The 11,698-nt window shown below is 67.8% G+C and carries 13 protein-coding genes; 2 read left to right on the forward strand and 11 right to left on the reverse strand.

Annotated features, from left to right (window positions below; genetic code table 11):
* Positions 1–173 precede the first annotated feature (173 nt).
* From LTI14_RS06845 to LTI14_RS06885, 9 genes are all read right to left on the reverse strand, one after another.
* Entirely contained in the window at positions 174–377 is a 204-nt protein-coding gene (locus LTI14_RS06845; RefSeq protein WP_036473143.1) for a cold-shock protein, read from the reverse strand.
* A 193-nt stretch (positions 378–570) separates the two neighbouring features.
* Complete coding sequence (locus tag LTI14_RS06850; RefSeq protein WP_241470630.1) at positions 571–2,952, reverse strand: FdhF/YdeP family oxidoreductase; 2,382 nt, start codon at positions 2,950–2,952, stop codon at positions 571–573.
* On the reverse strand, positions 2,949–3,785 hold the full coding sequence (gene fdhD, locus LTI14_RS06855; RefSeq protein WP_241465500.1) for a formate dehydrogenase accessory sulfurtransferase FdhD: 837 nt from the start codon (positions 3,783–3,785) through the stop codon (positions 2,949–2,951). The genes LTI14_RS06850 and fdhD overlap by 4 nt, the downstream gene beginning before the upstream one ends.
* Positions 3,773–5,017, reverse strand: coding sequence for a molybdopterin molybdotransferase MoeA (locus tag LTI14_RS06860; protein WP_241476113.1), 1,245 nt, complete (start codon positions 5,015–5,017; stop codon positions 3,773–3,775). The genes fdhD and LTI14_RS06860 overlap by 13 nt, the downstream gene beginning before the upstream one ends.
* Before the next feature lie 16 nt (positions 5,018–5,033).
* The gene (locus LTI14_RS06865; RefSeq protein ID WP_241465502.1) at positions 5,034–5,324 is read right to left on the reverse strand and encodes a DUF6457 domain-containing protein; all 291 of its coding nucleotides are present in this window, start codon (positions 5,322–5,324) and stop codon (positions 5,034–5,036) included.
* Positions 5,325–5,372: 48 nt separating this feature from the next.
* Positions 5,373–6,092, reverse strand: a complete 720-nt coding sequence (locus tag LTI14_RS06870) for an NTP transferase domain-containing protein (RefSeq protein ID WP_241470632.1) — start codon at positions 6,090–6,092, stop codon at positions 5,373–5,375.
* Positions 6,076–6,576 (reverse strand): HNH endonuclease, encoded by a 501-nt coding sequence (locus LTI14_RS06875; protein WP_241465504.1) that lies wholly within the window; start codon positions 6,574–6,576, stop codon positions 6,076–6,078. The genes LTI14_RS06870 and LTI14_RS06875 overlap by 17 nt, the downstream gene beginning before the upstream one ends.
* A 251-nt stretch (positions 6,577–6,827) precedes the next feature.
* Positions 6,828–7,910, reverse strand: coding sequence for a C40 family peptidase (locus LTI14_RS06880; RefSeq protein ID WP_241476114.1), 1,083 nt, complete (start codon positions 7,908–7,910; stop codon positions 6,828–6,830).
* A gap of 460 nt (positions 7,911–8,370) precedes the next feature.
* Positions 8,371–9,099, reverse strand: coding sequence for a metal-dependent transcriptional regulator (locus tag LTI14_RS06885; RefSeq protein ID WP_241465506.1), 729 nt, complete (start codon positions 9,097–9,099; stop codon positions 8,371–8,373).
* Between the two features lie 178 nt (positions 9,100–9,277).
* Between LTI14_RS06885 and serC the strand changes: the two genes are divergently transcribed.
* Positions 9,278–10,393, forward strand: coding sequence for a phosphoserine transaminase (gene serC, locus LTI14_RS06890; RefSeq protein ID WP_241465507.1), 1,116 nt, complete (start codon positions 9,278–9,280; stop codon positions 10,391–10,393).
* 25 nt (positions 10,394–10,418) lie between these two features.
* Here the strand turns inward: serC and LTI14_RS06895 are convergent, their stop codons facing one another.
* Both LTI14_RS06895 and LTI14_RS06900 read right to left on the reverse strand, forming a co-directional pair.
* Entirely contained in the window at positions 10,419–10,919 is a 501-nt protein-coding gene (locus LTI14_RS06895) for a DUF3027 domain-containing protein (protein ID WP_241476115.1), read from the reverse strand.
* 2 nt (positions 10,920–10,921) lie between these two features.
* On the reverse strand, positions 10,922–11,305 hold the full coding sequence (locus LTI14_RS06900) for a cold-shock protein (protein WP_241465509.1): 384 nt from the start codon (positions 11,303–11,305) through the stop codon (positions 10,922–10,924).
* Positions 11,306–11,430: 125 nt separating this feature from the next.
* On the opposite strand from LTI14_RS06900, the gene LTI14_RS06905 reads away from it, so the two are divergent.
* Positions 11,431–11,697, forward strand: a complete 267-nt coding sequence (locus LTI14_RS06905; RefSeq protein WP_241465510.1) for a hypothetical protein — start codon at positions 11,431–11,433, stop codon at positions 11,695–11,697.
* Position 11,698: the final 1 nt, after the last annotated feature.

An 11,698-nucleotide genomic window follows, 5' to 3' on the forward strand; every position in this document is an offset into this window, starting at 1 on the left:
TGCGCGGGGTGGATCCCGTGCCACGACGCTGGGAAATGGGCATACAAAGAGACCGGCCCCCTGATCTCACAGATGCAAGATCAGGGGGCCGGTCTTTTGAGGTTCTGTTCATCGAACCCGAGATGCTCAGCGTCCGACGGCTATACAGCCATCTTCGGCGAACTCAGTGAAGCTCAGAGAGGGTTGACGTTCTCAGCCTGAAGACCCTTGGGGCCGCGGGCGGTCTCGAACTCAACCTTCTGGTTCTCCTCGAGGGAACGGAAGCCGGAAGTGGTGATCGCGCTGAAGTGCACGAAGACATCGTCTGAACCGTCTTCGGGAGCGATGAAGCCGTAGCCCTTTTCAGCGTTGAACCATTTAACTGTGCCTGTAGCCATGATGTTTCCTTAATATACTTGCTCTTGCTACGCATCGATCTCACGATGCATGTTCCGCAGCCAACCTGGCCGGTCGAATGCGGTGACTATTCGGGCGACCGCATAAGTGTGGAAGCCCTTGTAGTACTCCGTCAGCCTACGCTAATAATCGGCTGGGGTCACTACCGGTGTCCGGAAGGCGTCATCGCGCGTCTCATGGGGCCGTCGATTCGACCCGTGCACGCCCTGATTCAGCCGCCTGGGCATCGGCCTCCGGGGAGCGCGCCTCGAACCGGACCATCATCGCCTTGAAGCCGGGGGTGTTGGACTCCCGAGCGACCAGATTGCGGTGGGTCAGGGCATTCGCCTCGGGATAATAGGCCGCGACGCAGCCGCGGGCGGTGGGGTACGCCACCAGGTGGAAACGTTCGGCGCGGCGCTCCTCACCCTGGAACACCGAGACCACGTCGACCAGCTCGCGGTCCGCGAAGCCCGTCTCGGACAGGTCCTCCGGGTGGATCAGGATCACCCGCCGGCCTCCGGAGATCCCGCGGTAGCGGTCATCGAGGCCATAGAAGGTGGTGTTGTACTGATCATGGGAGCGCATCGTCTGCAGCACCAGGTGTCCCGGTGGCGGGGTCAGATACTCCAGCGCCCGGACGGTGAACCCTGCCTTGCCGTCTGCGGTGGCAAAGGAGCGGTGGTCCCGCGGCGGGTTCGGCAGCACGAATCCCATCTTGTCCCGGATCCGCCGGTTGAAGTCCTCGGTTCCCTCGACCACCCGTGAGGCGTGGTCCCGGATGACGTCGTAGTCCTCGGCCATGGCCTGCCAGTCGACCACATGGTCGGGCCCGAAGATCGCCTCGGCCATCCGCGCGATGATCACCGGTTCCGCAAGCAGGTGGTCTGAGACCGGTTCGAGACGCCCACGGGTGGAGCTGACCACCGACATGGAGTTCTCCACCGAGAGGAACTGGGCGCCGCCGGGGTGCTTGTCGTCTCGGTCGGACCGGCCAAGCGTGGGCAGGATGATCGAGGTCTGGCCGTGGACCACGTGGGAGCGGTTGGGCTTGGTCGAGATGTGCACGGTGAGCCCGGTGCGCTTGAGCCCGGCCTCCATCACCGCGGTGTCGGAGTTCGCCGCGGCGAGGTTTCCTCCCATGGAGACGAAGACGTCGACGTCTCCGGAGTCCATGGCGGACATGCCGTTCGTGGAGTCGTAGCCGTGGGCGCGCGGGGAGCGGATGCCGAACTCGGTGTCGAGCCGGCTGAGAAACGGCTCGGTGGGCCGCTCCCAGATGCCGAAGGTCCGGTCGCCCTGGACGTTGGAGTGCCCGCGCACCGGGCAGGCCCCCGCCCCGGGTTTGCCGAAGTTGCCCTGGAGCAGCAGCAGGTTGACGATCTCCTTGATGGTGTCCACCGAATGTGGCTGCTGGGTCAGTCCCAGCGCCCAGCAGAATATGGTCGCCTTCGAGGCCGCCAGCAACTCGGCGATGTGCTCGATCTCGGCGCGCTGCAGCCCTGTGGCCTGCTCGGTCTCGGCCCAGTCCAGCGTCGCGCGGGCCCGGCTGTACTCGGCGAAGCCCTTGGTCTTGGACTCCACGAACTCGCGGTCCACCACGGATCCGGGATGCTCCTGCTCCTTGCGCAGCAGAAGATGCCCCAGCGCCTGGAACAGTGCCTGATCCCCGCCGACCTTGATCTGCAGAAACTCGTCGCTGATCCGCTCACCCTCGCCGACCAGACCCTTGGGGGTCTGCGGGTCCTTGAACCGGAGCAGTCCGGCCTCGGGCAGCGGGTTCACCGAGACCACCTTGCCGCCGTTCTTCCTTGCCTGCGCCAGGGATCCGAGCATCCGCGGATGGTTGGTGCCCGGGTTCTGCCCGACCACGAAGATCAGCTCGGATTCTTCGATGTCTTTGAGCGAGACGGTGCCCTTGCCGATGCCGATGGTCGGGTTCAGCGCCGTCCCGGAGGATTCGTGGCACATGTTCGAACAGTCCGGCAGGTTGTTGGTCCCCAGCGAGCGTGCCAGCAGCTGGTACAGGAAGGCCGTCTCGTTCGCGGTGCGACCGGAGGTGTAGAACATGCACCGCTCCGGCGTCGTCGCCCGGACGTGGGCGCCGATGGTCTCAAAGGCCTCCGCCCAGCTGATCGGCCGGTAGTGGGTCTCCCCGGCGTGGATCACCATCGGGTGGGTGATCCTCCCGGACTGGCCCAGCCAGTATTCGGTCTTGGTCTCCAGCTCGGCGATGGAGTGCTCCGCCCACCACTGCGGGGTGACCACCCGGGTGGTGGATTCCTCGGCGAGCGCCTTGGCGCCGTTCTCGCAGAACTCCACCGGCTTGCGCTTCGTCTCGGTGGGCTCGGGCCAGGCGCACCCCGGGCAGTCCACCCCCTGGGGCTGGTTGACCCGGTACATGGACCGCACGGTGCGGGAGAGTCCGCCCTGGGCCATGCCGCGGGAGAAGGAGACCTCCACCGCCTTGAGCCCGGCCGCGTAGGCCTTAGGCTCGGTCACCTGCAGGGAGTCTTCGTCGATGTCCTCGAACTGCGCGGCGTGACCGCGGACTGATTCATCGCGCACCTTGGTCATGGCTTCTCGTCCTTCATCTCGACTCGTTGTGAGTGGGTGTAGAGGTTGATGGACCCGCCGCGGGAGAATCCGGCGAGGGTCACCCCGGAGCGTTCGGCGAGGTCCACCGCCAACGACGACGGCGCCCCCACGGCGCTGAGCATCTCGATCCCCGCCAGTGCGGCCTTCTGCACCAGTTCGAATGAGGCCCGGCCGGAGACCTGCAGCGCGGTGCCGCTCAGCGGGAGCCGGCCCTGGGTCAGGGCCCATCCGACCACCTTGTCCACGGCGTTGTGCCGCCCGACATCTTCACGCAGGCACAGCAGCGCGCCGTCGGCGTCGAACAGCCCGGCGGCGTGGACGCCCCCGGTCTTGCCGAAGAGGGTCTGTCTCTCGCGCATCAGCTCAGGAAGCTCCAGCAGCACACTGGGGCTCAGCCGCAGCATGTCGGTCCTGCACGGCGGCAGGGTCTTCTCCACCGCGTCGATGGAGGTGGTTCCGCAGATCCCGCAGGCCGAGGTGGTCAGCACATTGCGGGTGCGCAGCAGCGAGGTCGGCGCCAGCGCGGGGTCCAGTTCGGCGTCGATGACGTTATAGGTCTGATTGCCCTGCTCGTCGGTGCCGGCGCAGTAGCGCAGGCTGCGCAGGTGGTCCTGGGAGCTGATGATGCCCTCGGCGACCAGGAACCCGGCGACGAGTTCGAAGTCATGCCCCGGGGTGCGCATGGTCACGGTGAAGGACTCCCCCGCCAGGCGCAGCTCCAGGGGCTCTTCGACGGCGAGCAGATCGATCTTGCTGCGGGTGCCGTCGGCGCGCAGGGTGATCACGCGACGACGTTCGATCAGCCGTCCCATTCCAGGCCTTCTTCCCGCTGTCCGGGCACCGTGAGGCACACCACCGGGTCACCCTGCGCCAGTCCGCCTTCCGGCACGATTGCCAGCGCATCTGAGTCGGCCAGGCCGCGCATCATGTGCGCCCGGCTGTGACCGGCGGGCAGGACGCCCTGCGGGCCCCGTCGCACGGGCAGCAGTCGGACGCCGCGGCGCGCACCCGGCAGCTGCGCTCCGGCGGTGCGGCGCAGCGTAGGCGTGCGAGCCTCGGCGGGGATTCCGCGCAGTGCGCGCAGCAGCGGCACTCCCAGCGCGGTCAGCGCGGAGAACCCTGCCAGGGGATTCCCGGGGAGTCCGAGCAGATACAGGGGGCCCTCCTCGCGGGGAAGCTGGGCGAGCAGCACCGGGTGGCCTGGGCGCATGTCCACCGAATCCACTTCCAGCTGGGCTCCGAGCATGTCCAGGGCGGGTCGCAGCGCGTCGGCCCGGGAGTGGGCGGTGCCGCCGCTGCTGATGATCAGGTCGGTGGTGCCGGCGGCGGAGATCTGCCGGAGGGTGCGGGCCAGCGTCTCGGGGTCGTCGCCGAGCCGCTGGGATGCCACCGACGCGGCTCCCAGCTCCTTCAGCATCTGCGGCAGCGCCAGGCCGAAGACGTCGCGCACCTGTCCGGGAGCCGGTGTCCCGCTGGTGGTGACCTCCGCGCCGGTGAGCACCAGCTGCACCCGTGGTCTGCGGATCACCGTGAGGTAGTCGTGTCCGGCGACGGCGGCGACGGCGGCGCGCGCCGGGGTGAGCACGACGCCGGCCGGCACCAGCTCATCCTCGGCCCGACACTCCGCGCCGGCTTGGCGGACGTTGCGCTGAGCAGCGGTGTCCGGGCTGGTGCGCAGCGCCCGCAGCCGGTCCCCGTCGATGACACCGTGCTCGGAGCGCAGCACCGCATGTGTTCCCGCCGGCACGGGAGAGCCGGTGAGCACCTCGGTGGCTTCTCCCGGCCGCAGCGGGGTCGGGCGGGTCGCGGGGCTGTGCGCGCTCTCCGGTCGCAGCGCCCAGCCTGAATCTCCGTCGGGGAATGGCAGCGACTCCGCGGCCAGGGCCCATCCGTCCATCGCGGAGGTCGAGACATGCGGGATGTCCTGCAGGGCCAGCACCGGGTCCAGGAGCACGCTGCCGATGGCCTCCTCGAGGCTCATCCGGGCAGGGGCCAGCGCATCGAGGGCAGCGGCCCGTTCGCGGGCCTGCATCAGGGTCATCATCTCTGCTCGGTGCCGGTCAGCCCACGGCGCCGGAACGGCGCTCGAGCAGCTGTGAGGCCACCCGGGAGGCGGCGCGGGAGGCGGTCTGGAAGTCAGCCTGCCCGGTGGCCTCGGCCAGGCCGGCGACGTAGCCGATGAGATAGGTGGTCACCGGCGCCGCGGGGCGGACCACGGTGTGCGCCGCCTGGCCGGCGAGGGCGAGGACGGCGTCGATATCGATCTCGATGCCGTCTACCTCGAGGTGGTGGGCGAGCTCCTTGACCCAGAGCTCGATGGACTCATGCGGTTCAGTGGATTCTGCGGTCATTCCGACTCCTTCATTGACGCTGCCTCCAGAATCTCACAGCCGGGCAGGTCAGGGCAGATGGACGCCGAGCCGGTGGGCGTCGTGCAGGGTGTCCACGTCCTCGCTGAGTCCGCGGGGAACGACGGGGTGGCGCAGCCGGGCGGCGTCTTCCAGTCCGCTCAGCAGCCATCGGAGCGGGCGGTGCTCGACCTCCTCGGGGGTCAGCGCTCCGGCGCGGCGCAGGAGCCAGCCGGTGGGCACCGCGGCGCTCAGATACTGATGCCGCCCGCTGTCATCGCAGGGCAGCAGCGCGGCTGGTGCACCCTCTGGATCGTCGGTGCCGGTGGCCGCTTCTGACTGTGCGGAGTCCTCCAGCTGGCCGAGGAGCCAGTCCAGCAGCGGTGCAGGTTCGGTCAGGTCCACCGCGAGCAGCAGGGTCCACCCGGCGGGAGCTGCGCCAGCGCTGGTGTCGCGCTCGTGGCGCTGCAGCTCGACGGCGCCGGCGAGGACCCCCGCGGCGGGTCCCGCGAAGGCAGGGGTCTCACGCACCAGCGGGACCGGGGTCGGGATCTGGGGCTTGAGCGAGGGGGGCCCCACCACCACGGTGCGGATGTCTAGACGCTGAAGCTCCTGGAGCCAGCGCTGGATCTGAGTCTGTTGCCCGCGTCGGAGCAGAGCCTTCTCGACCCCGCCCATCCTGCTTCCCCGTCCCCCGGCGAGCAGGATCGCGGACAGCTTGACCGCGGAAGGCTGCAGTTCTGGGGGGTGCGTGTCAGCGGAAGGAGGCATGGGTCAAGAATGGCATCCAGGCGTCGCGGGGGGCGTCGAGCTCCACCGGCATCCAGACGTGATGAGGGGGCGCCTGGGGGGTGAAGCTCAGCGTCCAGCCGAGCTCGTCGAGGGTCTTGCTGCCCTTGCGCGCATTGCAGGTCCCGCAGCAGGCGACCAGGTTCTCCCAGCTGGAGTCTCCCCCGCGAGCCCGTGCGATGACGTGATCGACGGTGGCCGCGGGCCGGGCGCAATAGGTGCACAGGCGCCCGTCCCGGCGCAGGATGCTTCGTCGCGAGGGCGCCGCCGGACGTCGCCGGGACACCCGGACGTAGTGGTGGAGCAGGATCACGGCCGGACGCGGAACCAGTGACGAGGGCGTGGCGATCGGGGTGTGATCCTCGGCGAGCACGCTGGCCTTGCCGTGCATGACCAGCACGGCGGCGCGGCGCGAGGTGACCACGCTCAGCGGCTCATAGCCTGCGTTGAGCACCAGTGTGCGCATGTCGGGGCTCCCGTGCGTTCACCCCTGCTCGTCGTGCTGCCGGTGTGTGCGCCTCCAGGGCGCTTCTCGGCGCGGTCCTCACAGGGTTCAACAGCATTCTGCTCTGCCTGTACAGGCTCAATATAGACCGTGCTGACCATGATGCCCACTTGATGACGTGGCAGGCGCCGACACAGAAGCCGCAGGGCGCGATCCCTGTGAGGATCGCGCCCTGCGGCCGAGGTCTGTTCACCGCCGTGGCGGCAGAAGCATCAGTTGACGCTGAGGTACATCGTGTTGGACCAGTACGGGGAGTTCAGCGGGTACTGAACGGTGCCCACGCGAGGGTTGTTCGCACCGATGAGCTGACCGTTGCCGACGTAGATGGCGGCGTGGCTGCCACCGTTCTGGATGACGATGTCGCCCGGGGATGGCGAGGAGACCTGGCGCATCGACGCCATCATCCCGTAGGTCGTGCGGGGCAGCGAGACGCCAGCCTGGTTGTAGGCCCAGTTGATGAAGCCGGAGCAGTCCCAGCCGGAGGTCGTGGTGCCGCCCAAGGAGTAGGGGTTGCCGACTCCGGCGTAGGCTGCGCCCACGATCGAGCCGTTGCCACCGCTGGAAGAGGCAGGGGCCTCGTCCTGTGCGGAAGAAGTGGAGGCGACCTGGGTGTTGCCCTGTGACTGCTGGCCGGTGCTGGCCTGCGAGTTAGAGCTCGACCGTGAGTTGGAGCTCGACTGTGAGTTGGAGCTCGACTGCTGGCTCTGCTGACCGGTGTCGGTCTGCTGAGTCGGCTGCGGGGCGCTGGCCTGCTGGGCCTCCTGCACAGGGGCTTCTGGCTCGGCCTGCGGGGCGGCGGGAGCAGCCTCCTGGACCTCTTCGACGACCGGAGCGGGCTCCGGTGCAGGAGCGGGCTCCGGTGCAGGAGCGGGCTCCGGTGCGGGGGTGGGCTCCGGTGCAGGAGCGGGCTCCGGTGCGGGGGTGGGCTCCGGTGCAGGAGCGGGCTCCGGTGCGGGGGTGGGCTCCGGTGCAGGAGCGGGCTCCGGTGCGGGGGTGGAGGTCACCACGGGACGGTCGAAGGAAAGCTCGACGTCCTGGGAGGCGCTCACTGCCACAGCGGAGGTGGCGCTGGCGCGCTCCACGCTGAGACCGGATGCGGTCACGTCCAAGGTGGTGACCTCGGGGACCTGGATGTCGGTGCCGGCGTTCGCGGCGACTCCTGAGGAGATCACGAGGCCGGATGCGGCGACGGCAGCTGCCGCGCCCCGTCCGACGGTGCCGGCGTTGGATGCCACGGCCTTTGCCAATGATGGCTTGGCCTGGCGGCGCCGGTCACGGCGTGAGACGAAAGTCATGTCTGTCACTTCTCTGGAAACCTCTCCCTGTAGTTGCGGGGCCGCCTAAGTGAAGTGCGAGCCGGGAAGCTCACTGTCTTCAGGTCCTGATCGACCGCGATGCCCTGCACCCTGCCTTGCGGTAGTTTTCGTGGAACAGCTCCGGTCAGCGGCAGGAGAAGATCTGACTGGAGGCGCTGCGACTTCGGACATCGGCCGCGAGCACGACTACGACGTTATAACAGATCGATAAAATTGTCACGCTCAGGTCACGGTCGGTGCACAAGTCCCAGGAAGTGCCACGATCAGACACGGGTCATTGCGCTCTTCCAGCACGGGGAATCCTCACATAATTACTAGTCAGCGCGATTTATGCGAGTTTCATTGAGGAAACGAATCGATCACGAGGGCTTTGTCATACCGTGACCTTGTGCTTCATCTCACCGTGACATTGCCGTGTTCGGGTGCCTCGGGAGGGCGTTCAGGAGGCCGTTGACTCTTCCACGAACAGATGCTGGGCGACCTCCAGCGGCAGCTCGACCTCCAGCTGTTCCTCGGCCGCGAGCACGACCTCCAACATGACGTAGGCCTGATTCACCCCGCGAAGCCGCACCACACCGCCGGGACGCAGTCCGGCTTCGAGCAGCTGCTCGAGGACCTCTGGCTCCATCTGGATGGACTCCGCGAGGCGCTTGACGATCCAGAGCGCAGAACTCTGCCCCGTCGGGTCCGCCTCCGCGACCTGACGCAGAGTGATCTTCGTCGGAACGGGAGGCTGCTCCGCGAGCACCACCCCCAGCTTGTCCAGTCCGGGGATGGGGTTGCCGTAGGGAGATTCCACCGGGGACTGCAGGATCTCCACCAGCCGGCGCTCCACCCGCTCGCTCATCACATGCTCCCAGCGGCAGGCCTCCTCATGGATGTACTGCCATTCCAGCCCGATCACATCGGAGAGCAGCCGTTCGGCGAGGCGGTGCTTGCGCATCACCTGTACGGCGAGGTCGCGGCCGGACTCGGTGAACTGGAGGCGACGATCCGGGGTGAGCACCAGGAGCCCATCGCGCTCCATGCGGGCCACCGTCTGGGACACCGTGGGGCCGGAGTGCTCGAGCCGCTCGGCGATCCGAGCCCGCAGCGGCACGATCCCCTCCTCTTCGAGATCCAGGATCGTACGCAGGTACATCTCAGTGGTGTCGATCAGATCGGTCACGTATGACTCACTCTCCTGCGCCGGGCCTTGGTAACGTGAGCCTCGGCGCTGTTCGTCCTGGTGGAAGCAGCTGCTGTACAGCATAGTTCCGCACCGGAACCCCTCGGCAATGACGCTGACCGATGCGACCACCGAGGACCCCGTGGGCCCACCAACTCTCACCGATCTAGGAGTCTCCATGTCCCAGCGCGTCACTATTCCGCACGAGATGCTTCCGCAGGACGGCCGCTTCGGCGCCGGACCCTCCAAGGTGCGTTCGGCACAGGTCGAGGCGCTCTCCGCCGCAGGTCGAGAGCTGCTGGGCACCTCCCACCGCCAGGCGCCGGTGAAGAACCTGGTCGGCGAGGTGCGCGAGGGCCTGCACACCTTCTTCGGCGCCCCAGAGGGCTACGAACTGATCCTTGGCGTGGGCGGCTCCACCGCGTTCTGGGACATCGCGTCCTTCTGCCTCGTGGAGAAGAAGGCCCAGCACCTGTCCTTCGGCGAGTTCGGCCACAAGTTCGCCAAGGCCACGGACAAGGCCCCGTTCCTCGAGGCCTCCAGCATCCTGACCTCCGAAGCGGGCACACTGCCCTCACCTGAGGCGGAGGCTGGCGTGGATGCCTACGCCTGGCCGCACAACGAGACCTCCACCGGAGTGGCGGCACCGGTCAAGCGGGTCACCGGGGCCGACGACGGCGCGCTGGTCCTCATCGACGGCACCTCCGCCGCCGGCGGGCTGGCCGTGGACGTCACCGAGACCGATGCCTATTACTTCGGTCCGCAGAAGAACTTCGCCTCCGACGGCGGACTGTGGCTGGCCATGATGTCACCGGCAGCCCTGGAGCGGGCCGAGAAGCTGGCGGCCGCCCGCTGGGTGCCCGATTTTCTGCAGCTGACCACGGCCATTGAGAACTCACGCAAGAACCAGACCTACAACACTCCGGCGCTGGCGACGCTGGTCACGCTGAACGAGCAGGTCCGCTGGCTCAACGGCAACGGCGGGATGGACTTCGCCGCCGCCCGCACCGCAGACTCGGCGGGCCGGGTCTACGCCTGGGCCGAGGCGCATGAACTTGCTCAGCCCTTCGTCACCGAACCGGCGGAGCGCTCGAATGTGATCACCACGGTGGACTTCGCCGAAGAGGTGGATGCCACCGAGCTGGCCAAGACGCTGCGCGCCAACGGGATCGTCGACGTCGAGCCGTACCGCAAGCTCGGCCGCAATCAGCTGCGGATCGCGACGTTCACCGCCATCGAGCCCGAGGACGTCACCCGGCTGCTCAACTGCATCGATCACGTGCTGGGGCGCTGACCCGATACCGCGGAGCGGGGCAGGCTCAGCCTTCGTCGGCTTCGGCCTGCTCCGCCTTGTGCGCTTGCTTCTCCTCGTCGTTCATCCGCTCGAGCCAGGGCACCCATGGAGGAGCGATGAGCGCCTCCTCGCCGGGAAGCAGCCCGATCTCACAGACCGTGACCTTCTTGACCCGGGGTGCGCGGGCCACGGTGACGAACCATTCCCAGCCTCGGTAGCCGGGCTTTGCGGCGGCGAACCGGTGCGTGAGCAGCCGGTCTCCCTCTGCGGTCACGCCGAGGTGAGCTCCCACTTGGGCGGGATCGGTGATCTCGTAGAGCGCATCGTGGGCGAACTCCACGGCCTCGGCCAGAACCGGGTCCACCTTCGGCTTCCCCGGCCGGCGCGTGCGCGCGACCGGCTGGTCGCTGGTCTTGACGGCGCTGGTCTTGACGGCGCCGGTCTTGATGGCGCTGGTCTTCTCGGTGCTGGCGGCCTCAAGGCTGGCCTTCTCGCCGACGGTCTGCTCAGAAGTCTGTTCAGTCATGATCAGGCATCAAACTCATCGGCCACGCGACGCAGCATCGAAGCGATCTTCTTCGACTGCGCCGTCTGCGGGTAGTGGCCGTTGCGCAGCGCACCGGTGGAGTTCTCCAAGACGTTGACCAGGTCCTGGACCAGCTCGGCCATCTCATCGGCCGGCTTGCGGGAGGCGCGAGCCACAGAGGGCGCTTCCTCGAGCAGTCGCACAGAGAGCGCCTGCTTGCCTCGCCTGCCGTCGGCGATGCCGTATTCCATGCGTGCGCCCGCTTTGACGCTGGGCACTCCCGCCGGCAGGGCAGAAGAGTGCAGGAACACTTCCTGGCCGTCATCTGAAGTCAGGAATCCGAAGCCCTTCTCGGCGTCGAACCACTTCACTTTCCCGGTTGGCACGGTGCGCTTACCTCATGAATCATCGGAGACGGATACTGATCATCAAGGCCTCTAGAGTACCGCCGTCCGCGCCAGAGCCCGAACTTGGGCACAGGACTCCCGGTGCTGCGCGCTAGAATCGCAGCATGTCCCCAACGACGACCGCCGCCCATGGCGCGAACCGGCGCAGCGGCTCCCGCCCTGCGCAGGCGCTGCTGTGGTCCGGAGTGGTGATCACCGCCCTGTCCGGGATCGCTCTGCTGGTCATCCTGAGCCTCTACTTCATGGAGACCGACCCGCATCCCGCGTTCTACGTCGCCGCCCTATGGGGCTTTCCGCTGGGCTTCGCGCTGCTGATCGCTTTTCTGCTGCTCTCGGTGAACCGGCGCCGCCGCGGCACCGGCATCGGCTGAA

Source organism: Nesterenkonia sp. YGD6, assembly GCF_022565895.1.
GTDB lineage: Bacteria > Actinomycetota > Actinomycetes > Actinomycetales > Micrococcaceae > Nesterenkonia.